The sequence below is a fragment of the Bradyrhizobium sp. B117 genome (assembly GCF_038969555.1).
In the GTDB taxonomy this organism is placed as follows: domain Bacteria; phylum Pseudomonadota; class Alphaproteobacteria; order Rhizobiales; family Xanthobacteraceae; genus Bradyrhizobium.
On record NZ_CP152414.1, the window covers coordinates 2,692,458 to 2,713,397 of the forward strand.

A 20,940-nucleotide genomic window follows, 5' to 3' on the forward strand; every position below is an offset into this window, starting at 1 on the left:
CGAGAGATCCAGCGACTGCTCGACGGCGCCGGCCGCTAGTTCAAGCTGCCATCATTGGACGCCAGGCGGAGTGAGGCTTTTTCTGCCGGGGGTCGGCTGAATTAGGTTTTTTCTGCCGGTGTAATGCATTTTCTGCCGAAGGCCCCCGAAATAATGCTTTTTCTGCAGCCGTAATGCGTTTTCTGCAGGCGCCGGCTCTGTCGAGGGTGAGAACGCGGGGGCGGGGAACCCTCTTAGCCCCCTGCATTCTCACATCGGCGCCCGGGTCCGGACGTGGTGCCGAAGGGAAGTTAAGGTCAGTTAGCTTCACATTATCGCACGGTATCCTGCCGTCACTGCACCGTGCGATACCGTTGAGCGTCACAGGTGACGCCATCACCGCTGATGTCCGATTCCTTGACGCCCCCCGTTACTACCTGGGCGGCGCCGCCTTTAATTTCGAGGTTTGTCCGATTTCGCCGCAATCCCGTTCGCGGCCAACCAGGCCGCGCCGGCGTCGGAAAGGCGCCAGTCGAACTTGTCGATTCCCTCGACGAGGCCGTGCTTGATCAGCGTGTTGACGCCGCGGCCGTGGACGCGCTCGAAGTCCCCATTCGGTTTGATCAAGGAAAACCAGCCGCCGACATGCCGCAGCCGCGCGCCACGCGAGACGGCGACGAGCAAGTGCAACGGCGCCGGCGTCAGGCGCACCTCAGCGGCTTCCGTTTCGCGATGATCTCGGCGCCGGCGGCAGTAATCCGGAGCGAAGGCAGCCCGTCGCAGCCGACGAATTCTTCAACAAGATGCCGGATCAGCGGCAGATTTCGGTCTTCGGACACGTACCAGGAATTCCGGCCCGGAGGCACGTACGGCAAATCCATGTGCCTGCAGATCCACTTCCCGTCAGCGCGGACCAGGCGGCCGCCCTTGGCGAGATACTTGAGCGTCGATCGCGCGTAGCGCTCCTGCTTCGCGGCCTTGCACTCCTCGGTCGTCATCGGCGGCTTCGGTGGCCTAGGCTTCGGCAGTGCCATCGCCTGGTCGATCGTGACCGCCAGAGCGGCGGCGGCGATAGCGCCGGCTTCGGTCAGCTTGTGGCGGCGGTGATGACCTCGGCCGAAGCTTTCGCCGGAGCGCTCGCGGTCGATTTCGATCAGACCATTCGTCACGGCCCGGTCGATCGACGACAGGCTGATGTTGCGCCATACCGTCTGCGCCCTGTCTTCGATCCCGCGGTAGTAGACCGGCGGATTACTCCATCCATAGCCCTCTTTATACTGGTCGACTACGTCGTAGCCCTCTCTCAGCGCGACCAGGATTCTGATGTCGTCGTTCAGTTTGGTCATGCCAGCATCCCCATGGCCGCTTCGTCCTCCGCCGAGAGTACCGGCGCCAGGAATGCGCGCTCCGTCCACCTCACCTTCGCCGTCGCCATGCCGCCGCGCGGCCCGAGCTCGAGCCGGACGAGGCCGGCGTCCTCCAGCGCGCGCAGGGAGCGGCGGACGGTGGGGTCTCCGGCGAAGCGGTGGCGCCGCCCGTCTGGAGCGAAACCGTCGAACAGCTTGCGGAATACCCATGTCGGCTTGCCTGCCGACACACGGAACGTTTCGCGGAATCCTTGCTCCGTCTCTAGCGGTCGCTCGACCGGAGCCCACACGCCATAGGCAGCCTCGAAGTATCTGCCCTTCTTCGACAAGTAGGGCCTGACGCCGTCGGCGCCGACGACGCGCGCGATCCTGATCTCGTCCAGGCCGCCGGGGTTCGTCGGCTTCGCCGTGGCGTAGTCGACTTCATAGACCCTGTTGCCATGTGCCCTTGTGCAGGCCGCCAGCGCCGCGACGGCATCCCAGCGACCCGGCGCGATCGCCGTCACGCGGACCTTCGTTTCCTTGAATTGGATGTCGGCGAACAGGTCGCTCTCCACCTCGACAGCGCACTGCCGGTGCCCGGCGATGATCGTGACACCCTCGGCGTCGAAGAGACCATCGCGGTCGGGCTGCGGCGGCGCGTTGCGGCGGCGCGCGTGGTTCGCTGCGGCGGTGGCGAACACGCCGAAGTCCATCTCCTGCTGATGCGGCTGCGTCACCGACGCACTCCGTAGTTCCGCGGCGGGTCGTACGGGATGCTCTCCGGATCGAGATACTGCGACGGCGGCTTGCGCACGTACGGCGTCGGCGGCGGCTTCACGGCGGCGGGCGCCGGCGTCGCGGCCTTCGGCGGCGGCAGCGGACCCTCGCGCTTGACGGTCGGCGGCGCTGGGCGGCGCGGCACCAGCGGCAGTCCGCCGACCTTCGGCGCCGTCGGCTTCGGCGCCGTTGGCATCGGCGGCAGCGGGCGCGCGCAGCGCGGCGGAGGCCCGATCGGCGCCGGCGCGCGCGGCTCGATGATACCGCGGTCTTCGGCCGCGACCGTCGGCACCTCTGCGATCTTCGCCGGCAACGGTCGGCGCTGTGGGAATCCACCTACCATTATGCAGCCTCCTTCTTCCTCCAGCCGATCACGTTCTTGTCGCACCAGTCGTCGGCGAACGCCTCCACGAGCTCGTTCATGCTGTTCAGATGCGCCGTCTTGACCTCGAAGCGGCGCACTGCGCTCTTGCCGTCGAAGTCGAAGGCGGCGCGCTCCAGCGCGTTGGCCTGGGCGCGTAGCGAGGCGACCTTGACGTGCATCGCACGGGAGACGGTGTTCTCGACCCGGGTGAGAAAGGTGTTGGAAAACTCCGCGCCGTCGGGGAGGTCCAGATCGCCGGGATGCGCGTTGAGCAGCTTCTTGGAGAGGCGCTTCAAGCCCCGGCGGTCGATGGCGTGGAGCGCGGCAACTACCCGCTCATAGAAATCGTTCTGCTTGCTCATACGATGTCTCCCGTGTAGCCGCGCGCCGCGGCCTTGGCGGCTTCCTTCCTGCCGACGCCGTATCCGTCCACCCATGCTCCGATCAGTTCGACGATAAGGGAGTCGGGCGGGTTCCCGCCCCGGACGAACATCATCCGACCTTCGCTGTCGCGGACGCCGACCCATCCGCCAGTCTTATTGCCGCGCCACGAGCTGCGGCGGAGGGTGTACTCGCGGCCGTGCACGACGAGCGTGCGGTCGACGTCAACTACGCAAGGCTCGGTCTTGCGCCGGTCGGCGAAATTGATGATCGACATGTCAGTAGACTCCCCAGGGAAGACGAGGGTCGCCCTTGCAGCGCGGGCAGATGCGCACGCCCTTATCCGGACTCATAAACGTCCGTCCGCAGCCGCCGAGGCACTTGCGCATCGCCAGGTCGTTGCCCTCGACGGCGAGGCCCATGATCGACGACTTGGTCGAGATCGAGCTGATCGAACGCCCCATCGCGGCCGCGATAACGCGAATGTCGCCACCGGTCTCGGCATAGAGGCGGGTGAGGCGGTCGAACTCGGCATCGCTCCAGGCCGTGCCGAAGGCGGCGATGGTCTCAGGAAGCATCGTCCGCCCCGATCATCAGCAGCAACTTGGCGCGCAGGCGGGAGAGCTTCAGACCGCGCTCGTTGGAGGCGTCGCGCTCGCGGTCGATCAGCGCGATCAGCTCGCCATCGATGTCGCGTCGGGCCGTTTTGTTCGACCCGCGGCGCCACTCGAAAAGCTGGCTCCGGGAGATGCCCAAGCCGGCGGCAAGACGGGTCTTCCACTCGTCACCGTAAAGCCCTTCGCCGACGCACTCGATGCGCTGGGGCTGCGATTTGCGACATGCGGGCTTCTTCACTTCCGAGTCCTGATCGTTAATTTGGAATGCTATTGTTTATCGAACAGCATGCGTCCGACGTGTGCCCTTGTCAAGCGCACCTCGAATCCTTGTCTGGGGCGCCCGATTTCCGGCTTGCAGTAAATCGTGCTCCGATGACCAGCCAACAGGAGGTGACGTCATGCTGAGATCCATTCTTTCGGCCATCGGGGCCGCGCTGAAGGGCGCGTTTTTGTTCGTGTGGGAAGCGCTCCGTCTGCCGGGCCGGCTGTTCGCCGGGCTGCTCGGCGGCGCCGCCGATGGCCCGCCGGCCGGCGACAGCCCTCTCGTCAGCGACCTCAAGTCCGAGCTCGCCGAGCGGAAATCGCTCGCCGACAATCACGACAAGATCGCCAGGTCGGTGCTGGCGTGGGCGGCGGATTCGATCATCGATGACAGGCCGGCGCCGGTGCCGACATGGCTGCCGCGCGAGCTCAAGAACTGGTTGCCCGGTCTGACGCGGAACGAGGTCGAGACGCTGATTTCGGCCGATAATCAGGCCGTTTCCGCGCATGTGCGTAGGATCTACTTGCTGAAGGGCGTCCGGAAGGTGCAGCCGCTGGAGCCTGCGGAATGGGCTCCGGAGCCGGTCTCTGTCGAGCCGGCTCCGGAGTTCCTGCGCTACGCTACCGGGCCGAGGCCCGCCGCATAGCCACGCGGCGCATCGCCATCAGGAGCTTCGCGTTCTCGACGCGGAGCTCCTCGCGCTCTTCGTAGGCGTGGCGCCGCAGCTCTTCCGAAAGGTCGAGCGCGGTCTCGAGCTGCTCGCGATTCCAGCTCTCCCAGCGACGGGCGTTGAGCTGCGCCGCGGCCTGCAGCGCTCCCACGAACGCGCCGGCGACCGTTAGCGATCCGGCCGCCGCGCCCGCCGAGAAGCCGCCGCTGTTGAAGTTGGTATGGCTGTCGCCGCTCATTCTCTTTCCTTTCATGCTCAAGGACTCGGGCCGAACGCCCGGCGTCCGATGGCGTTGACTATAGCAGGCTGACATAGTAACGAAGTTAAGCAGGCAGACCGCATTTTATCGATCTGTCGTTTTTCGAATCCATGGAGAGGCACCATGACCATCGAGAACGAAACCGTCGCCGGCGCGCTGTCCGCCGGCATCGACACCGAGGCCAGGCCGCTGAGCGACATCAAGGCGATGGCCGAGGAGATCCTAGCGCACATCGACCTGCACGACGCCGGCGAGACCGCCAGCATCTGGCTCGCCAACGCGCGCTCCGCGCTCAAGAGCGCCGTTCAGTACGTCGAGGGGCACTTCGCGGAGCTGGAGGCGGCCAGGACGAAGTTCGAGATTCCCTGCGAACCGAAGCTCGCCGAGGCCGTCAACAAGGACTTGGACGACGCCGCCGCTGCCGGCGTCGTCACCGCTTCCAGCATCGGCTGATCGGTGGCCGACCCCACCGACCTACGACCCGCTCTACGCCGTCGCGCGCGGCGCACAGGGCGACGTGATCGTGCGCTGGACGCCGAGCAGCAGGCTGCTTGGGATTTCCACATCAAGACTTTCGGCGCCGCCGACAAGGAATCGAAATCATGAGGCTGCACGCGAACGAACAGATCGCGCCGGGTCATGTCGTCATCCAGCAGCCGGGCGAGGTCATCGTCTGCCGGCTGGCCGACCTGCGCTACGAGCCCGGCGACGACGCCGACACCGAGATGATCGTCAACCCGGCCGACGTCGAGGTGGCGCGGGCGATGTGGTTCGAGCCGAAAGGGCAGATGCAGTGAGCACGTTCCTGTACGCCGACCCCCACTTCTTCCACGCCTCCATGTTGAAGTTCTGCCCGGAGACGCGTGCCTACGCGAGCGTCGCCGAGATGAATGAGGCCATGGCGTCGGCCTGGCGCAGGGTCGTCAAGCCGACCGACGAGGTGATCGTGGTCGGCGACTTCGCGCACCGCGCGGATGATCCGAAGGAGCTGAAGCGGCTGTTCGATTCCTTGCCCGGCGAGAAGCACCTCATCGTGGGCAACCATGACGGCCCGGACACGCTCGCCTTGCCGTGGAAGACGATCAACCAGATGGCCTTCGTGTCGATCGACAGCCAGCGCGTGGTCTTGTGCCATTACGCGCTGCGTACCTGGCCGGGCATCAGAAAGGGCGCCTTGATGTTGTACGGCCACAATCACGGCCGGCTCCCCGGTAACCAGCAGAGCTGCGACGTCGGCGTCGATGTGTTCGGCGCGGCGCCGGTTCGTCTCAACCAGATCAAGGCCTACATGGCGACGCTGCCGCCGCTGGTGGATCCCGAGGTGGGCGACGATATCGAGAACGATCTGCCGCAACCCAAATGAGGAAAGAAGCGATGAACCGTTCAGACCCGCACCAGGCCCGTGCGCGCGAGCTCTGCGCCACCGCCGGGATCGATCCCGACTCCCGCGTCGGCGAGGGCCGCGGCATGCCGGCCTGGTGCACGTTCCGCGACGCAGCGCGCGCCGAGCACAACAAGCGCGAGGCCGACAAGGCCGCCGCCGAGATCGCAGCGAACACCATCGCGCCCCAGGGCGACGCCTACAAGGATGCGTCGCTGAAGGTCTTCGGCGACCACGACCAGGGCACCATCGATCAGATGCGCAACTGCATGTCTCTCGGCAACGTGGTCGCCGGCGTCATCTGCGCCGACGGCCATCTCGGCTACGCGCAGCCCGTCGGCGGCGTCATCGCCTACGAAAACCAGATCAGCATATCCGGCGTCGGCTTCGACATCGGCTGCGGCAACATGGCGGTCCGGCTCGATACGCCTTTCGAGGAGATCAGCGGCATCGTGCCGACGATCGCTCGCGACATCTCCAAGGCGATCTCCTTCGGCGTCGGCCGCACCAACGAAGAGCGGGTCGAGCATCCGCTGTTCGACGACGGCGAGGCCTGGGTCGAGTCCGACATGGACGGCATTCACCTTTCGCTTCTGTCAGGGCTGGGGAAACTCCCGTCACGACGACCATTGCCCCTTCATCAGGTGGTTCGACGTCGAGGCCTCTCGCCCTCAAGCTCGGCGACTTCACCTGCCGGCGCCTGGTCTGCGCCACCAACGCGCAACTCGTCGCAGAGAAGCATCTGATCCGGACGTTCTGGCCGGTGTGGAATTCGGAGACGAAGGCGTGCTGGGGAATGAGCAAGCACGGCGACTCGACCGGCACTCGCAAGAACAAGCGTTCGCCCTGGGACGTGGTCCATCCGGGTCGACCGTGGGCGCTCGACGACGAGATCGAGGATAAGTTCACGCCGGCCGAGATCGCGCAGAAGATCGAGCAGGTCTTGCAGAAGTATCCGCCTCGCAAGGACCACGCCGCGCTGCTCGAGGAGATGCTCGCGGGCTTCCGCCAGGACGGCGACGTCAAGGAGGCTGAGGTCTCGCCGCTTGGTGAAGAGGCGCCCGGCCCCGATCCGGACGAAGCCGGTGGCGAAGACGACGAATGAGACGTCGCCGGAACGCAGCGCGCAGATGGCGCGGGTGCGTAGCCGCGATACCAAGCCCGAGATGCGAGTCCGTCGCGCGCTGCACGCCGCCGGCCTTCGCTATCGCCTCCACGCGAAGGGGCTGCCCGGTCGTCCCGACCTGATCCTGCCGAGCCGCCGCGTCGCCGTGTTCGTGCACGGCTGCTTCTGGCATCGCCATCCGGATCCCGACTGCAAGCTCGCGCGCCTGCCGAAGTCGCGGCTCGACTTCTGGCTGCCGAAGCTGGAGGGAAACCGCGCCCGCGACGATCGCAACAAGGCCGCGCTCGAAAAGCTCGGCTGGAAGGTCGTGGAGATCTGGGAGTGCCAGATCAAGGACGACGAGCTCCGAGCGGTGGCAAAGCGCATCAAAGCCATCCGAACCCAAGCAAGTCGCTGATTTCGAATCCTTTTTGATGGATAAGTCCGCATATCCGGACCTTTCCGGGTTGCCTTCGGGAACCGCTACCGACGCGATGCGAGCGCGATTCGTTCAACCGCAGGTACCTGCATGGCCGCACATGATCCGGACTACGCGACCTGGCTCCCGTGATCGGGCGGGCGCTGTCGCGCTTGGCGCTCTCGAAGGCAGCCGAGAGCGACCGCGACAAGTTTCGCGACGTGCTGGCGCGGGTCGACTTCCTCGAAGCGCTCGGGCTGCCGGCCAAGGACGCCGCCGAGGCGGCCGGCTCGACGGCGGCATCCGTCTCCGAACTCAAGCGTCAGCGCAGGAACAAGGGCAATGGCAAAAAAGGCAGCAAGAAAAGCGCGGCCCGCCGCCGCTGAGGCGAACGGCGAGGGCGGCACGACGGCGCTCGACAAGATCGCCGGCCTGCTGGCGCTGATCTACACCAAGGACGTCGACGACAAGGACGCTGCGGCGCTCAAGCTCGATGCGATCGGCTTCTCCGCCCGCGAGATCGCCGGCATCCTCGACGTCGGCCCGAACTACGTGAACGTCGCCCGCCACCGCAAGGCGCGAGGCCGGTAGCCTTGGCGCGCATCAATCAGGCTCTCATCGCACAGATTGCGCGCCGCCTCGGCATCACGCCGAAGGCGGTCTATCCGCGCATCGTGCGCGTCGTGAACGAGACCGGGCTCGAGCGGCCGCAGGCGGCGCTCCTGCTGGCGATGCGCGAGGGCCTGAACGTCAACCGGTTCTCGACCCCGGACGAGCGCGCAGAGGTCCGCGGCTATCTCGGCGGCGGTCACCGGCGCCGGGATCCGGAGGAGGCGCCGCGGCCGGCCGAGCCGGCCAGGCGGGCGGCGCCGGCGAAGAAGTCGCGGCGGCTGACGCGCGGCAAGACGATCTTCGTCGTGCACGGCCGCGACAACGCGCTGCGCGAGTCGATGTTCGCATTCCTGCGTTCGCTCGGGCTGGAGCCGCTTGAGTGGGACCAGGCACTGCGTAGGGCCCGCCGCGGAGCGAACCCGTTCGTCGGCGACGTGATCGACCGCGTGATGGATCAGGCGCAGGCGGTGCTGGTGATGTTCTCGCCGGACGACCTGGTGCAGCTCAAGGACGTCTTCGTCGACCGGCACGAACGCAACACGGAAGGCCGACAACAGGGGCAGGCGCGGCCGAACGTGCTGTTCGAAGCGGGCCTCGCGATGGGCCGGCATCAGGAGAAGACGGTGCTGGTGCAGATCGGTGCCGTGAAGCCGTTCTCCGACATCGGCGGCCGGCACATGCTGCGCTTCGACGGATCTCCCGGCAGTCGCAACAACCTGGTCGGCCGGCTCGAGATGCTACGCTGCGATCTCGACACCGACGGCGCGACTGGCTGCACGTCGGCGACTTCACTCCGACGGACGGGCGCCGGCCTGCGAAGAAGAAGCGCGCGAAGCGCTGAGATTGTCGTCTATATCGGACAATTTCGACCCAACGCAGCACGCTGTCGTCTATATGGGACAGCGCGGTCGCTGCTCTGCCTGTTGAAATCGTGGAGAACGATGCCGCGAAACGCCTAGTATAGTAGGCGTTTTCGCGCTTCGTTCTCGAAAATGCCTGCTATAGCAGGCAAATTAACCTCGATTGGGAAGCTAAGGATTCTTCACGCGCTTGATTCCTGAGCCTTGTCAACAAATTATCTATTGCATTCTCCTGGAGCGGTAGACATATTGTCTACCAAAGACGGCGCGATGATCGCGACGCCGAGAGGAGAGCAGAGAGATGGCAGAAGCCGACCGCGACAAGTCCACTGGCGATATCGAGAGCCTCTACGGCTGCCCTGGCGCCAATTACAACACCGAAATCGGCGAGCGCCTGCTGATCGAATTGTTCGAAGAGCATGGCGGCCTGTCGCTGCTCAGCGACGCGGGTATCACCAAGCTGGCCGGGCTCCACCACCGCGAAGATGGCCGCGAGGCCAGTCGCTACGAACGTCGGTTCTAACACCCTCCACATCGACCTCACGCCCGGCGGCCCTCAGGCCTACCGGGCTCGGGGCCGTAGAGACGCCCTTCCGGCGTCGAGGAGGCGACGATGAAGGACTTCGACGACAAGGATATCGACTTCGAGGCGGCGAACACGCTGCTCTGCGACGGCCAGGAACTGGTCGATGACCGCAACCTGCTCATGAACGCGTTCAACCTCGACGACCTCCGCGTCGCCTACAACGTGATCTAGGCCAGGCTCGCTCCTGGCGAGACGCTCGAAGATCGCCTCGAAGAAGCCGGTTACGTCCTTGCGTTCGGCAAGAACTCGCCGCCGGTCGGCGTGGCGTACTGGTCGTACGATGACGAGCGGGTGCTCATCGAGCGGGACGGCAAGTACGTGATCGTCGACCGCGAGCCGCCGCAGCCCGGCGACGGTTTTGTGTTCGATCGGGTTTTCGGCTGATCCGTTCGACATCGACCTCACGCCCGACCTCACGCCCGGCGCCGGCAACGCCCACCGGGCTAGAGGCGTCAGGAGCGCCGCCTTCGCTGCGCCGAGAGGAGGCAACCATGTCGAACCGCAATCCGATGCAAGCGCGCGCCGGCAACCGCGCTCGCTTCAACGTTCCGCAGCCCGTCCGCAAGGGCTTCTTCAAGTATGTCGCCACGCTCCACGACCGGCTCGATCCGAGCTGGAACGGCATCGAGTTCAAGGCGATCACCAGCCGCCGCGCGCAGCTCGCGGCGTGGCGTCACGCGTCGATGATCGTCAACCGCGAGGCGGCTCACTCTTTCGACTACTCGGCCTGATCGATGGCGAAGCGCATCCCCCGCCACGTCAAGATCGCGACGGCCGCCGTCGTCGCGTTCGGTGATCGCGGCCACTCGAAGCTCGCCGAAGCAGCCGGCATCAGCCGGCAGATGATGTCGTTCATCGTGAACGGGGACAAACCCGTGACGGACGACGTCTATCGACGCGTCGCCGGCGCGCTCTCGAAAGAGGCCGACCGCATGGCGAATGCCGGGCGGTGGCTCGACAAAATGGCGCTGCAGATGCTGCGCGAACTGGAGGACTGACCATGGAAGACGAGGATTTCGTGTTCGACGACGAGGCGTGTGGAGACGATCCGATCGTCGAGGCCGCATTCTTCGAAGCCGTATCCGCATCCGCCGACGGGCGGGTAGACCCGGCAGACTTGGGCGCATGATCGCAATCGATGACGTTCGCGTTCTCGCGGGTAAACCGTAAGCTCGCAGCCTGATAAAGTCAGCGCGTAGCCACCTTCCGCCACTAAGCGGGTAAACCAACGGGTTGGTCTTGAGAATGGCCCCGGCATCACTCCGCCTGGGCCTTCTTCTTTTTGAACTTGTAGCGCTCGGCCCTGATCGTCTTGCCCATGACGTCGGCGTTCAGCAGGGTTTTGTCCTTCTCGATCGCCTGCGCGGTCCAATGGTCGCACCACTCCGTCCAGGCCTTCATCATGGCACGCTTGCGCGCGATGCCTGGATCGCTGCTGTAGAACGTGCCGGTGACGTCCTTCAGCTCGACGCCTTCGAGGTGGTCAAGGATCAGCTTGCCCTCGCCCTGGGCGAAGCTGAGGTCGCGCTCGCCGTAGGTCGCGAACGCGTATCTGGCGCCGTGCGGCGAGAACTCGACGCCCGGAATGGCTGCCAACCAGTCGTTAAAAAGGCCGCTCTCGGCGTAACCACGTCCGGTCCGCGACGCCCTTCCTGCCGGGAAGAGCCAACCCTCGCTACCCTCGAAGTCGGAGAGCTTGCAGAGTCGCTGCTGCGCCTTCGCTGCGAATCCTACGACCGGCACCAGGTGCGAGCGGTTGCCGCGCTTGGTGCCGCTCTTCCTAAAATACGGCGGCACGTACCAGGCCTGCTCGCCCTTGATCTCGGCGTAGTCCTTGAACCGCCAGCGGCTGGCGCCGGTCACGGCCCGGCGTCGCTGTACCGTGCCGATCAGGAGTTCGAGTCCGAGTCCGATGCGCTCCGGCAGGCAGCCGAGCCTAGCGACGGCGAGCGCGCGGCCGATCTCGATGGGATCCGGCGTGTATCCGTCCTCCTCATCCGGATCGAAGGCCTCCTCGCCCAGCTCCACGCGCGTGCGCTCCGGCGCCGACAGCTTCGCCATCACGCCTTCGGCGACGCTGGTCTCGGCCTGGCGCGCGGGCTCGGCGAGCCAATTCCACATGCGCCTGATCGTCCGCACCATTCCTTGCGACATCGGCTCCGCACCGCGGGCATGGACCGCCGCGATCGCGGCCGCCATCTCTTCGATGGTGATCGCGTTGACCATGCGCCCGGCGAACCGGTCGAGCTCGGCTGGCATCAGCTTGCCGCGGTAGTCTCGGTGCGTGTCCTCGCGGCGCGTCCGCAGCGTCTCGGCGAGGAAGTTCTTCTTCGCGTCCTCCCAGGTCCAGCTCGGCTTCGGCCTGGCCGCCTCGATCCGGACCTGCGTCTCCATCGAGACGCCGGAGGCGAGGGCGGCTAGGAAGGTGGCCGGGTTGTGTCCATTGCGACACATCTCGGCGACCTTGGCGGCGCGGGACCGCGCCCCGTCGACGGAAAGCCCAGCCACGTCCTCCGATCCCGCGACCGCGGGTCCGAGGTCGTACCGCGTCCGCTTACCGTGCAGCGCCGTCCGCATCGACCATCTCACCGACCGCGGCCGCACGCGCAGCTCGAGCCCTGCGATCCGGCCGTCGGCGACGTCGTAGGACTCGCCGGCGGCGTGGTCGCGCAGCGCCTTCGCCATGGTCTTCTGCGTGATGATGTCGGCCAACTCTCTCCCCCCTTGCCCCCGGTCGGGAAATCGGGGGCCAACTGGGGGCAAAGTCGCCAAACGGGCCTGAGGAGTCAACGGAGGCCCGCCGTTGTTCAGTCCGCGACGGATTCAGGGTTAACGCGCTGAAAGGTCTGAGCTATCGTCGGCGACTTAGCTTCCCACCAATCCTTCGGGAGGTAGCTGACTGAGAGTAGGGCCGCTGACTCTTAATCAGCGGGTCCCAGGTTCGAGCCCTGGTGCGCCCACCATATAAATCAGGACCTTAGCGAGAGAGACCGTTTGAGACGGCCGAACTAAAACGGTTTTTCAAACGGTGTTTTTTCGAGTTTTCGCTCGGCTGGCTCTCGATAATGTGAAGCGCCGGCAATCTTTTTCGGGAAGCGAATGAGCGTCGCCAAGCTGTTACAGGCACGACCGCGCCGCAACTGTCGGCCCTCTTGATCGTCGGCTCCGTGAACCATGCACATTTGCCCAGCCACCTTGGGGTGGTTTCCATCTGAATGTTTGACCACCTTGTCTATTCGCGAGGATCGAATATCAACCTTCGCTCCCCCAAGGTTGTCGTTGAGAACGAGATGGATTGGCTAAGTTTTCTGAAGTTTTTGCTGTCGGTCGGTACGGTAGCCTGCACGTGTCTTGCATTCGATCGCGTTCGTCGAGTTTTACGGAGGTCGGTCCTGGAGCGAACCTGGTATGGTTGCGACCGCGCCCGAGAAGAAATCATCGTTTCGCGCCGAGGCCCGCCGCAGCCGATTTTGATTCCACCAGACGTAGGTTCGAATCCTGCCGCCCCAACCACCAAACCCTCTGAAATTCTCTTATTTCATCGCAAAAATTGCGATTCCGTCCCACGAATTCCGACGCGGCATCGTTCGCAAAAATTCCCGTTCAATTTCAATGACTACCAACTTGTATCGGCGGCTCCACGCAGCAAGGACGCAGCATGGACTCGCTTGATCGCTAACGCATCACGCCGACTTATAGCTTTGCGGGTATCCGAACGTCTTCCTGGAGGAAGCCATTGTAGAGCTCTTCAGCTCTCTTTTTGATGATCTTTGCCTCGGCTTCTGAGCGTGCGCACAACTGATCGTTGACCTTGATCGTCGCGATGCTCAATTCATCGACGACGCATTGCAGTACCAATGGTCATCGGGAATCCCAGTGGGGCCCAGGAAGGCGATTTTCGCGGCGCATCGGGATTTTGAAGGTGAATGATCTTAGAAGGGCCTCGGCTTGCTCTTGAAGCTTAGCGCGCACCGGCTCGTCTTCCGGGTCATTGCCGAAGAGGACGCGTTTCGAATAGCTCACGAGGTTATTCCTCCTGGCTTTCGACACGCACAGGGATTTCAATCACAGGCATGAGCGCTTCCAACGTTCCGCGGTAACGGCGCACGATGCGATTGTAGAGGTCGGTCACGCGGCGCGCCGTAACAGACACGATGAGCGCGTATTTCAGCTCCTGCTTTTTCTTGCTGTTGTGTCCTTCCGCGCGCGCATTGTAGTGAATTGAATGCGGGAGCATCGAGCGAGCGTCCCCGATATGTATTCTCGGCATGGAGGCAATTCTCCCATTCCAGGCGTCGCGGCGCAACTCGTCTTCGGTGACCGTGGGCCGATCCTTGCCGAAGAAGCTCTTCGATACAGCATGCGTTGCCTTGTCACGTACCTTGCCCGCTGTTCGGTCGAAAGATCACATCCAGACCCGCGCGCGTGTAGTTGCCTGGATGGTGGGGGGCGACTTCGGTCGCGTAAACAAGCGTCTCCTTGATCTTGACCAGCCCTTCAAGAGGTTCGTCAGGAACGGGGATTGGCGCCCTTATGTACTTGGATGCGGTGATCGTTCCCTCGAACACGACGCGGACGGTATCGTCATTGCAGATCGCAATTTCGGCAAGATGTTGAGAGGCGCGACCCCGGACCTCGACATGCGGGATGTCTATGGGTTCGGCGCAATGCACGAGCAACGCGCGGATGGCAAGCGGACTTAGGGATGAGCCGAGGTGCGCGCGAATTCCGACACCCATACGCAGGGTGCTGGGAGCCGCAAAGCTCCTGCCACCCGTGGGCCACCAGGCGTGGCTTCACCGGCAGAGGATCATGCGATGATCGGCAGGTTCAAGACACTGACCGCGATGCTCGGCGGTGCCGCGGCTCTCATCGCGCCTATCGTTCTCGAGATCACGCCGCTCTACGTCTGGAATGCATCCGAGAGCGTACCGTTCGGCCTCTATCGTTTGCGACCGGTTGACAGCCTGTTCGTCACGGAACTCCTCGCCGTACAGCCACCGGAGCGGCTTGCAAGCTTCCTCGACCTGAACGGCTATCTGCCGGCCAGAGTGCCGATGCTTAAGCGCGTGCTGGCGCTTCCGGGGCAGACCGTCTGCCGAAACGGGGCTCACAGTTTCTGTCGACGCGATCGAAATGGGGCAAGCGCGGGAGCGCGATGACCGCGGCCGACCGCTCCCGAAATGGCAGGGCTGCCGCGTCGTCGGCGAGGGCGAATTCTTCGTCATGAACTGGCAGTCCGCCAACTCGCTGGATGGCCGCTATTTCGGGTTCTTGCCGACATCGGCCGTGATTGGCCGAGCGTTCCCTGTGTGGACTTGGGAGGACTGATCGTGCGCGTGTTGAGAGTCCGATCTGCCATTCCTCTGTTCGACCGAGTGCGGCACCATTCCTCCGTCCCGACCAACAAACGCACAGCCGTCGCGCGCAGCGGCGGTCCAGGGCGGCCGGAAGGCCGGCGCGAAGCGACTTTACTTTGGACGGGCGCGCGCACAGCGGCATGCTTGTGCTTGCTCGAGAGAAGCCTGCGCGTTGTCGTGCCGCTGTTCCTCGTCCTGGCCGTCAATAACGCTACTGCTGTCGCCCGGATGCGACCTGCGGTGGCTACGGCGAGTTATCGAACTGGCGATCCATTTGCGGCTTTCGTCGAGGAGGCCTCGCGTCGCTTCGGCGTCCCGGTGCACTGGATACGCGCAGTCATAGACGTCGAAAGCGTTGGAGACGTGCGCGCCAAGTCACCGAAAGGCGACATGGGGCTGATGCAGATCATGCCGGAGACTTGGGCAGATCTGCACCTGCGGTACCATCTCGGCAGCGATCCGTACGATCCCAGCGACAATATTCTTGCGGGTACTGCGTATCTTCGCGAAATGCACGATCGGTATGGTTCACCGGGCTTCCTTGCAGCCTACAACGCCGGACCTGCTCGCTACGAGACGCATCTGGCCGGTCGTCCATTGCCAGCTGAGACCCAGGCCAATTTGGACAAGCTTGGACCAGTGGTCGGCGACGACATCACAGGTTCGGAGGCAGTTGCGAACCTGCAGCGATCGGCAGCGGTGCTCTTCGTTGTGCGGTCTGGAAGCTCGAAGACCGATGCACGGCTGCAGCCTGGGCGCCCGCCGAACCGGGCTCCGACGGCCGCTGCCGTTCACAACATCTCGGCCATCGTGCCACAGGCAACAGGGTTGTTCGTCGCGAGATCTGATGCAGGACGCCCGCGATGACCGAATGCGCAACCTCGCAAGCATTGGCGTGCGCTGGAGAAGAATGTGCGGAAAGGCGATGGAGGTGGGGACGCACGACAGCAGGACAGCTCTTCAAATCGGGCTTCGAGATACCGATGCACGGGGATAAGACGGTCGTGGCCGAATCTGGAGCCTGGTGCAACGACTTGCAAGGTCGTTGCCACAAGGGAGAGCTCCGATGAAACTGTACGTTGGACTGGACGTCGGCCTTGAAGAAACCAGCGTTTGCATCGTTGATGGCGATGGTCTCACGGTTCGCGAAGTCAAGGTCAGCACGGAGCCAGAGGCAATCCGCTCCGCTGTAGAAGGCTGCGCGGATCGCCTCGATAGAGTGGGGGTCGAGGCGTCATCGCTAGGCTTCTGGCTGTATCGCGAATTGCAACCAGCTGGACTTCCGATGATTGTCGTAGAAGCGCGCCATATGCGCGTTTCGCTTTCGACAATGCGCAATAAGACCGACCGCAACGATGCGCGCGGCATCGCGCAGATGATGCGGCTGGGCTGGTATCGCGCCGTCCATGTCAAGAACATCGAGATGCAGAAAATGCGCTCGCTGCTGGCGAACAGGAAGCTGCTCAAGCGCAAGCCGATCGACCTCGAGAACCACATTCGTGGCACGCTGAGGGCTTACGGTCTGATGGTTGGAGCGGTCGGCCGCGGAGGATACGAAGCGCAGGTCCGCGAGCTCATCGAGCACAGCGATCCGGTATTCTCCGTGATGATCGAGGCCATGTTGGACGTACGGCGAGCGATCTTCGAGGGTTACGAACGATTGCATAAGGTATTCCTGCAGGTGGTCCAACATGATACGATTTGTCGTCGGCTGATGACCGTACCCGGCGTCGGTCCCGTTGCGGCTCTTTCGTTCAAGGTTGGTGTCGATGACCCTCTCCGGTTTGCGCGATCTCGGACAGTCGGCGCGCATTTTGGTCTGACGCCAAGGCGACACCAGTCTGGAACGTCCATCGACTTCGAAGGCCGAATTACCAAACAGGGCGACGTCGCAGTTCGCTAAGCGCTCTGCGAGGCGGCCGCTAGCTTGTTGCTGCGGGTCAGGAAACGGTCGGCCTTGCGGGCTTGGAGCCTGCGGATCGCCAAGCGGTCGAGCATGTTGTGCGCGGCGTCGCGGCTGCACGCAAGCTTGCGAGCATTCTGCACAGGATGTGGGTCAATGAGACCGACTTCCACGTCGGCTTCGGTGCCAAGGTCACGCAACGATTGCGCTTAAAGCCTGCGCAGTAACTTCTGTTGGATCACGGAGGATGAGCGCTGGTGCTGCAGCCGGCATGCTGAGAAGGAGCAACAATTAGAGATCCGCGCGCGCGGTGAGCGTCCCCTGGCGGGCCGCGAAACGGGGAATGTCCCCTATTTCTTGCCTGCTTCCGTCCTACGTGATGAGAGCGCCAGACTGCTTGGACAGCCCTGTTTACGAACCTGATGAAGAGCATGCGACGGCCATAGTGCTGAACGCGAAGGAACGCATGGACCCCGCCTGGAGAATGCAAACCGCGGTCGCGGCTTTGGTGAGGTGTGTGCGTTGCTGTTGCAAGGAGTGCGTGATGTTTGAAGTGCAGAAAGTCGCAGAAAAGCGTAGACGTGGATTGACTTTGCATGCCCGATTAGGAAGGCGAGATAAAAGGGGCTCGCCGGTCGAACCGCAAGCCATTGGCATGGCTTGGGTTCTGGCGTGCCGGTCAGTCGGGGCGCGTGCCGCGCTTTGCATTTTGACCAATGGAATCAAAGGCGTCTTCGGCACCATGTGCGATTTTGATCGTTGGCAGGCCTTGCCGTGAGCGTGGGCGACAGCGATCTGCGTATTCGGCCTGGACGCATCCGCAGTACCCGCGCGCCGAAGCCGAAGAGATCATCAACCAGGTGCTGCGGGCCGCGAAGAAAGCAGGACACACCTCGGGGCAGGCCGCAGCTGGCAGGCGTGCTGCAGCCTATGGGCGCTCGACGTTTGGCCGCGGCAGGCTGTCCTTTAGCCGCGCCAGATTGTTCAGCCCGACACGCCGCGTTGTGGTGAAGGCACGCGTGGTTCGTCACACAGGGCGAGCCTTTCGCTCAGCGCCGCTGACGACCCACATTTTATATCTGAAGCGTGACGGCGTGACCCGGAGCGGCGAGCGGAGAGATGTTCGATGCCGCCGGTGGCCGCACCGATAGCTCAGCTTTCGCAGAACGCTGCAAGGACGACCGGCATCATTCAGGTTCATCGTCTCACCCGAGGACGCCGGCGACATGACCGACCTGAAGGCCTTTACCCGCGATCTCGCCAGACAGATGGAAATCGACCTTGGTACGCGCCTCGATTGGGTGGCTGTCGATCATTGGAATACCGACAACCCTCACGTTCGTCTTCTCGTTCGGGGAGTAGATGAGGAAGGAGCGGATCTCGTGATCTCCCGCGACTACATTAGCCAAGGCCTGCGCTGACGCGCCGAGGAACTGGTCGCCATCGAACTCGGTCCAAAGCCGGCGCACGAGATCCGCAATTCGCTCGAGAGGGAAGTCACGGCGGAACGATGGACGCGGCTCGACCGAGAGATCCGGCTGATGGCCGATGAGACAGGCTCGATCGATCTTCGCCCGGAGAATCCCGGTAAGTCCGATCCCGAGATCCGGCGCCTGATGGTCGGTCGTCTTCAACACCTGGAGAAGATGGGCCTCGCCGCACCCGCCGCGCCACAGGAATGGATGGTCGGGCTCGAGGCCGAGCGCAGCTTGCGCGACCTCGGTATGCGCGGCGACATCATCGAGACAGTGCACCGCGCCTTTGCCGAGCGCGGAGAAGCTCGCGGCGTTGCCGACTTCATTATCGAGGGCGGCCAGCCGACATTCCAGATTGTCGGACGACTTGTCGACCGTGGATTGCATGACGAACTGACCAGCGAGGCCTATGCTCTGATCGACGGAACAGACGGACGGGCGCACCATGTGTGCTTTCGAGGGCTCGAGGCTTTCGAACATGCACCGCCGGTCGGCGGCATCGTCGAGGTCCGACGCTTGGGCCAAGCCGGCGATCCGCGACCGACCGTGGTGCTAGCGACCCGTTCCGACCTCGATCTCGGTGGGCAGGTGACGGCTAAAGGAGCAACCTGGCTCGACTACAGGCTCGTCGAACGCGACCCGATACCGCTCGCCATGGGTGGATTTGGCCGCGAGACCCGCGACGCCATGGAGGCCCGTACCGAGCATCTGATCCAGCAGGGCCTGGCCCGGCGGCAGGGCCAACGCATCATCCTGCAGCACGATCTCCTGGACACGTTGCGTCGACGCGAACTGGACGAGGTGGCAGCAAAGGTCTCGGTCGGCACCGGCCTGCCTCGCGTGAATGCCGCCTCCGGGGAGCATGTGGCGGGAACGTATCGCCAGCGGCTGACGCTCATCGGGACGCTTCGCCATATCGATAATGGGCTCGGTTTCCAGCTCGTGCCTTGGTCCCGCGAACTCGAAAAGAGGCTCGGCCAACACGTCACCGGTGTCGTGAAGGACGGCGGTGGAATCGAATGTGGCTTTAGTCGCAAGCGCGACCTCGCTGCTCATCGTCCCAGCTTTGGCCGCGGCTGCACCTGCCGCTCGTACTCGAAGGAGGTCTCTCCCGACCTCAGCACCTTCCGAACCGTGTTCCGCGACACCTTCAGGTCACGGGCGTCTCGCCCCTCCCCTGAGAACTCGGCGCAGTCCGATCCGTCGCGGGTGCCGTAGCGCACGTCCAGGAGGCCCCTGAGAGCCTTGGCGGGGGCCCATAGTTCGGCTTGCCGGGAAACTTAATTCCCGGTCAAGGCTGCTTACCGACCGTGGCCCCATCCCAGCTAGTTGTTGCAACTTGCAGCACGTCGTCGGATTAGCCATCGATGGCAGAGTCGTTCGGCAATTCGTTCACGATTGTGGAGGTGGCCTCAGACGATGCGCCGCCAGCGAAGCGGATATGGTTAGCCTTAGCCAAGCCAAGTCAGGCGTTGACACTCGTCCTCGCGGCTGTCCCCGAAGGCTGGACGGCGGAAATTGTACCAGCGCTTGTTACGGAAAAGCAGCAAGGGCTGTTTCAGGAACTCAACCTCCAACCCGGTGACGTTTACAAGCTCACTCCCGAGTGAGACAGCTTCATTTGGCGTCCTTTTATGCTAGACAATTTTCTTGCCGGGATGACATCGGGCCTGCGTTTGGGAACTGTCCAACTCTGTTCTAGGTTGCCTCGTGGACCGCGCAATGCAGCTTCGCCATTTGGAACAGGCCGAACGGCACGTCGCCCAAGGCGAGCGGAATATTGCCAAGCAAGAGGAGCGTATTGCGGACTTGGCTCGCCGAGGAGCGAACACAACCGAGGCTCAGAAGCTTCTAAACACCTTCTTCGCCATTCAGATGCAGCATATCCAGCACCGCAACCGCATCCTCACGGAGCTGGAAGAATAGGAGTTTGTATAGCGGCAACGCTTGCCTGAGATGGTTCGGTATTTGAACGACCCTTGCCGACCGACCGATGACAGACTCCTGCAAAGCAGCCCTCCCGAGCCGCAGGATCCCGGCCCCATCCGTGAGCCTTGTTCCCTTCGTTTTCGGCATTCGACGCGGGCAAGAAAAAGCTGTTGGGTCTTTTGAATGTCGGAGATGCCAACAGCCGTGTTTGGGATGACGAAATAGCGTGACCGAAAAGCAGCCCGTCCAAAGCCTTCGCCGGGGGGCGGCATGGAGGAAGCTCGACAGGCCGCGCAAGAGTGTGCCGACGATCCCGGGCTACATGACGAGCTTCGGCGAAGATGAACTAAAAGCCGATCCAGTTGGCGGCTCTATTTGCTAGCCCGATGTTGTCCCAGCTCGGACCTGGCGAGAGCGGCTAGTGCGCCACTATCAGGATCATAGCGGACCTCATACAAGGGAGTTATTAGTACGCGCCCTTCTGTAATGGGCCCGATGATGTCAAGCCTCCCGAGTGAACGCCACGCCGCCGAGCTCATGCTTCTGTTCGTGGTCGACGCCTGGCCGCCACATCATGCTGTCAGAGGGAGCGGTGAGCCTATCTAGATACGCGTGGTTCGTCGGACGACGCCACTGGGCGTGTAACGGCTTCA

The 20,940-nt window shown here is 63.6% G+C and carries 32 protein-coding genes, 1 tRNA gene and 3 pseudogenes; 24 read left to right on the forward strand and 12 right to left on the reverse strand.

The genetic code is table 11. The features are described 5' to 3' along the window. Positions 1-432 precede the first annotated feature (432 nt). From AAFG16_RS13085 to AAFG16_RS13120, 8 genes are read right to left on the reverse strand one after another with little or no spacing between them, the layout of a single operon-like run. Entirely contained in the window at positions 433-690 is a 258-nt protein-coding gene (locus tag AAFG16_RS13085) for a hypothetical protein (RefSeq protein ID WP_092218744.1), read from the reverse strand. Further along, entirely contained in the window at positions 681-1,325 is a 645-nt protein-coding gene (locus AAFG16_RS13090; RefSeq protein WP_092218742.1) for a hypothetical protein, read from the reverse strand. The genes AAFG16_RS13085 and AAFG16_RS13090 overlap by 10 nt, the downstream gene beginning before the upstream one ends. Further along, the gene (locus tag AAFG16_RS13095) at positions 1,322-2,065 is read right to left on the reverse strand and encodes a hypothetical protein (RefSeq protein WP_092218741.1); all 744 of its coding nucleotides are present in this window, start codon (positions 2,063-2,065) and stop codon (positions 1,322-1,324) included. The genes AAFG16_RS13090 and AAFG16_RS13095 overlap by 4 nt, the downstream gene beginning before the upstream one ends. Beyond that, complete coding sequence (locus AAFG16_RS13100; RefSeq protein ID WP_143130782.1) at positions 2,062-2,448, reverse strand: hypothetical protein; 387 nt, start codon at positions 2,446-2,448, stop codon at positions 2,062-2,064. The genes AAFG16_RS13095 and AAFG16_RS13100 overlap by 4 nt, the downstream gene beginning before the upstream one ends. Then, on the reverse strand, positions 2,448-2,831 hold the full coding sequence (locus AAFG16_RS13105; protein ID WP_092218737.1) for a hypothetical protein: 384 nt from the start codon (positions 2,829-2,831) through the stop codon (positions 2,448-2,450). The genes AAFG16_RS13100 and AAFG16_RS13105 overlap by 1 nt, the downstream gene beginning before the upstream one ends. Beyond that, positions 2,828-3,127 carry a hypothetical protein gene (locus tag AAFG16_RS13110; protein WP_092218736.1) on the reverse strand — a complete coding sequence of 100 codons (300 nt, stop codon included), beginning with the start codon at positions 3,125-3,127 and terminating at the stop codon, positions 2,828-2,830. The genes AAFG16_RS13105 and AAFG16_RS13110 overlap by 4 nt, the downstream gene beginning before the upstream one ends. Before the next feature lies 1 nt (position 3,128). Beyond that, complete coding sequence (locus tag AAFG16_RS13115) at positions 3,129-3,428, reverse strand: hypothetical protein (RefSeq protein WP_092218734.1); 300 nt, start codon at positions 3,426-3,428, stop codon at positions 3,129-3,131. Continuing rightward, the gene (locus tag AAFG16_RS13120; RefSeq protein ID WP_342739380.1) at positions 3,418-3,705 is read right to left on the reverse strand and encodes a hypothetical protein; all 288 of its coding nucleotides are present in this window, start codon (positions 3,703-3,705) and stop codon (positions 3,418-3,420) included. Before AAFG16_RS13120 ends, AAFG16_RS13115 begins: the two co-directional genes overlap by 11 nt. A gap of 160 nt (positions 3,706-3,865) precedes the next feature. Here AAFG16_RS13120 and AAFG16_RS13125 point away from each other — a divergent pair, with 160 nt between their 5' ends. Beyond that, complete coding sequence (locus tag AAFG16_RS13125) at positions 3,866-4,375, forward strand: hypothetical protein (protein WP_342739381.1); 510 nt, start codon at positions 3,866-3,868, stop codon at positions 4,373-4,375. Here the strand turns inward: AAFG16_RS13125 and AAFG16_RS13130 are convergent. Then, the gene (locus AAFG16_RS13130; RefSeq protein WP_342739382.1) at positions 4,350-4,637 is read right to left on the reverse strand and encodes a hypothetical protein; all 288 of its coding nucleotides are present in this window, start codon (positions 4,635-4,637) and stop codon (positions 4,350-4,352) included. The two genes, AAFG16_RS13125 and AAFG16_RS13130, sit on opposite strands and share 26 nt — an antisense overlap. A gap of 144 nt (positions 4,638-4,781) precedes the next feature. Between AAFG16_RS13130 and AAFG16_RS13135 the strand changes: the two genes are divergently transcribed. The 15 genes from AAFG16_RS13135 to AAFG16_RS13205 all read left to right on the forward strand — a co-directional run bounded on the left by AAFG16_RS13135 (position 4,782) and on the right by AAFG16_RS13205 (position 10,749). Continuing rightward, on the forward strand, positions 4,782-5,111 hold the full coding sequence (locus tag AAFG16_RS13135) for a hypothetical protein (RefSeq protein ID WP_342739383.1): 330 nt from the start codon (positions 4,782-4,784) through the stop codon (positions 5,109-5,111). 149 nt (positions 5,112-5,260) lie between these two features. Then, on the forward strand, positions 5,261-5,455 hold the full coding sequence (locus AAFG16_RS13140) for a hypothetical protein (protein ID WP_342739384.1): 195 nt from the start codon (positions 5,261-5,263) through the stop codon (positions 5,453-5,455). After that, entirely contained in the window at positions 5,452-6,021 is a 570-nt protein-coding gene (locus AAFG16_RS13145; RefSeq protein WP_342739385.1) for a metallophosphoesterase, read from the forward strand. Before AAFG16_RS13140 ends, AAFG16_RS13145 begins: the two co-directional genes overlap by 4 nt. A gap of 11 nt (positions 6,022-6,032) precedes the next feature. Then, the gene (locus AAFG16_RS13150; protein WP_342739387.1) at positions 6,033-6,785 is read left to right on the forward strand and encodes an RtcB family protein; all 753 of its coding nucleotides are present in this window, start codon (positions 6,033-6,035) and stop codon (positions 6,783-6,785) included. After that, the gene (locus tag AAFG16_RS13155; RefSeq protein ID WP_342740901.1) at positions 6,740-7,144 is read left to right on the forward strand and encodes an Eco29kI family restriction endonuclease; all 405 of its coding nucleotides are present in this window, start codon (positions 6,740-6,742) and stop codon (positions 7,142-7,144) included. Before AAFG16_RS13150 ends, AAFG16_RS13155 begins: the two co-directional genes overlap by 46 nt. 25 nt (positions 7,145-7,169) lie before the next feature. Beyond that, on the forward strand, positions 7,170-7,562 hold the full coding sequence (locus tag AAFG16_RS13160) for a very short patch repair endonuclease (protein WP_342740902.1): 393 nt from the start codon (positions 7,170-7,172) through the stop codon (positions 7,560-7,562). A gap of 149 nt (positions 7,563-7,711) precedes the next feature. Then, positions 7,712-7,948, forward strand: a complete 237-nt coding sequence (locus AAFG16_RS13165) for a hypothetical protein (RefSeq protein ID WP_342739388.1) — start codon at positions 7,712-7,714, stop codon at positions 7,946-7,948. Beyond that, the gene (locus tag AAFG16_RS13170; protein WP_342739389.1) at positions 7,905-8,153 is read left to right on the forward strand and encodes a hypothetical protein; all 249 of its coding nucleotides are present in this window, start codon (positions 7,905-7,907) and stop codon (positions 8,151-8,153) included. The genes AAFG16_RS13165 and AAFG16_RS13170 overlap by 44 nt, the downstream gene beginning before the upstream one ends. Positions 8,154-8,155: 2 nt before the next feature. Beyond that, complete coding sequence (locus tag AAFG16_RS13175) at positions 8,156-9,133, forward strand: nucleotide-binding protein (RefSeq protein ID WP_342739390.1); 978 nt, start codon at positions 8,156-8,158, stop codon at positions 9,131-9,133. A gap of 202 nt (positions 9,134-9,335) precedes the next feature. Beyond that, positions 9,336-9,557, forward strand: coding sequence for a hypothetical protein (locus tag AAFG16_RS13180; RefSeq protein WP_342739391.1), 222 nt, complete (start codon positions 9,336-9,338; stop codon positions 9,555-9,557). Between the two features lie 90 nt (positions 9,558-9,647). Then, positions 9,648-9,791: a hypothetical protein gene (locus tag AAFG16_RS13185; protein ID WP_342739392.1), complete on the forward strand. Its 144-nt coding sequence runs from the start codon at positions 9,648-9,650 to the stop codon at positions 9,789-9,791. Between the two features lie 90 nt (positions 9,792-9,881). Then, positions 9,882-10,004 carry a hypothetical protein gene (locus tag AAFG16_RS13190; protein WP_342739393.1) on the forward strand — a complete coding sequence of 41 codons (123 nt, stop codon included), beginning with the start codon at positions 9,882-9,884 and terminating at the stop codon, positions 10,002-10,004. A 107-nt stretch (positions 10,005-10,111) separates the two neighbouring features. Beyond that, positions 10,112-10,351, forward strand: a complete 240-nt coding sequence (locus AAFG16_RS13195; protein WP_342739394.1) for a hypothetical protein — start codon at positions 10,112-10,114, stop codon at positions 10,349-10,351. A 3-nt stretch (positions 10,352-10,354) separates the two neighbouring features. Next, entirely contained in the window at positions 10,355-10,618 is a 264-nt protein-coding gene (locus AAFG16_RS13200; RefSeq protein ID WP_342739395.1) for a helix-turn-helix transcriptional regulator, read from the forward strand. Positions 10,619-10,620: 2 nt separating this feature from the next. Then, on the forward strand, positions 10,621-10,749 hold the full coding sequence (locus AAFG16_RS13205; RefSeq protein ID WP_342739397.1) for a hypothetical protein: 129 nt from the start codon (positions 10,621-10,623) through the stop codon (positions 10,747-10,749). A 128-nt stretch (positions 10,750-10,877) separates the two neighbouring features. Here the strand turns inward: AAFG16_RS13205 and AAFG16_RS13210 are convergent, their stop codons facing one another. Next, complete coding sequence (locus AAFG16_RS13210) at positions 10,878-12,332, reverse strand: integrase arm-type DNA-binding domain-containing protein (protein ID WP_342739398.1); 1,455 nt, start codon at positions 12,330-12,332, stop codon at positions 10,878-10,880. 174 nt (positions 12,333-12,506) lie between these two features. Here AAFG16_RS13210 and AAFG16_RS13215 point away from each other — a divergent pair. Continuing rightward, a tRNA-Lys gene (locus AAFG16_RS13215) sits at positions 12,507-12,583 on the forward strand. Positions 12,584-13,647: 1,064 nt separating this feature from the next. On the opposite strand, the gene AAFG16_RS13220 is transcribed toward AAFG16_RS13215, so the two are convergent. Then, positions 13,648-13,857 (reverse strand): hypothetical protein, encoded by a 210-nt coding sequence (locus tag AAFG16_RS13220; protein ID WP_014493150.1) that lies wholly within the window; start codon positions 13,855-13,857, stop codon positions 13,648-13,650. A gap of 136 nt (positions 13,858-13,993) precedes the next feature. Then, complete coding sequence (locus AAFG16_RS13225) at positions 13,994-14,359, reverse strand: hypothetical protein (protein WP_271581682.1); 366 nt, start codon at positions 14,357-14,359, stop codon at positions 13,994-13,996. A gap of 78 nt (positions 14,360-14,437) precedes the next feature. Here AAFG16_RS13225 and AAFG16_RS13230 point away from each other — a divergent pair. The 7 genes and pseudogenes from AAFG16_RS13230 to AAFG16_RS13260 all read left to right on the forward strand — a co-directional run bounded on the left by AAFG16_RS13230 (position 14,438) and on the right by AAFG16_RS13260 (position 20,284). Continuing rightward, a pseudogene (locus AAFG16_RS13230) lies at positions 14,438-14,951 on the forward strand (S26 family signal peptidase). Positions 14,952-15,130: 179 nt separating this feature from the next. Continuing rightward, positions 15,131-15,847, forward strand: a complete 717-nt coding sequence (locus AAFG16_RS13235; RefSeq protein ID WP_342739399.1) for a lytic transglycosylase domain-containing protein — start codon at positions 15,131-15,133, stop codon at positions 15,845-15,847. A 199-nt stretch (positions 15,848-16,046) separates the two neighbouring features. After that, a pseudogene (locus AAFG16_RS13240) lies at positions 16,047-17,110 on the forward strand (IS110 family transposase). 317 nt (positions 17,111-17,427) lie between these two features. Continuing rightward, positions 17,428-17,661, forward strand: a complete 234-nt coding sequence (locus AAFG16_RS13245) for a hypothetical protein (RefSeq protein WP_141379031.1) — start codon at positions 17,428-17,430, stop codon at positions 17,659-17,661. Further along, positions 17,658-19,405 (forward strand): annotated as a pseudogene (locus AAFG16_RS13250) (DUF3363 domain-containing protein); the annotation flags it as partial. The gene AAFG16_RS13245 and the pseudogene AAFG16_RS13250, both read left to right, overlap by 4 nt. A gap of 320 nt (positions 19,406-19,725) precedes the next feature. Next, a complete protein-coding gene (locus AAFG16_RS13255) occupies positions 19,726-19,968 on the forward strand; it encodes a hypothetical protein (protein WP_342739400.1) in 243 nt (80 codons plus the stop codon). A 112-nt stretch (positions 19,969-20,080) separates the two neighbouring features. Beyond that, complete coding sequence (locus AAFG16_RS13260; RefSeq protein ID WP_018640766.1) at positions 20,081-20,284, forward strand: hypothetical protein; 204 nt, start codon at positions 20,081-20,083, stop codon at positions 20,282-20,284. Positions 20,285-20,940 lie beyond the last annotated feature (656 nt).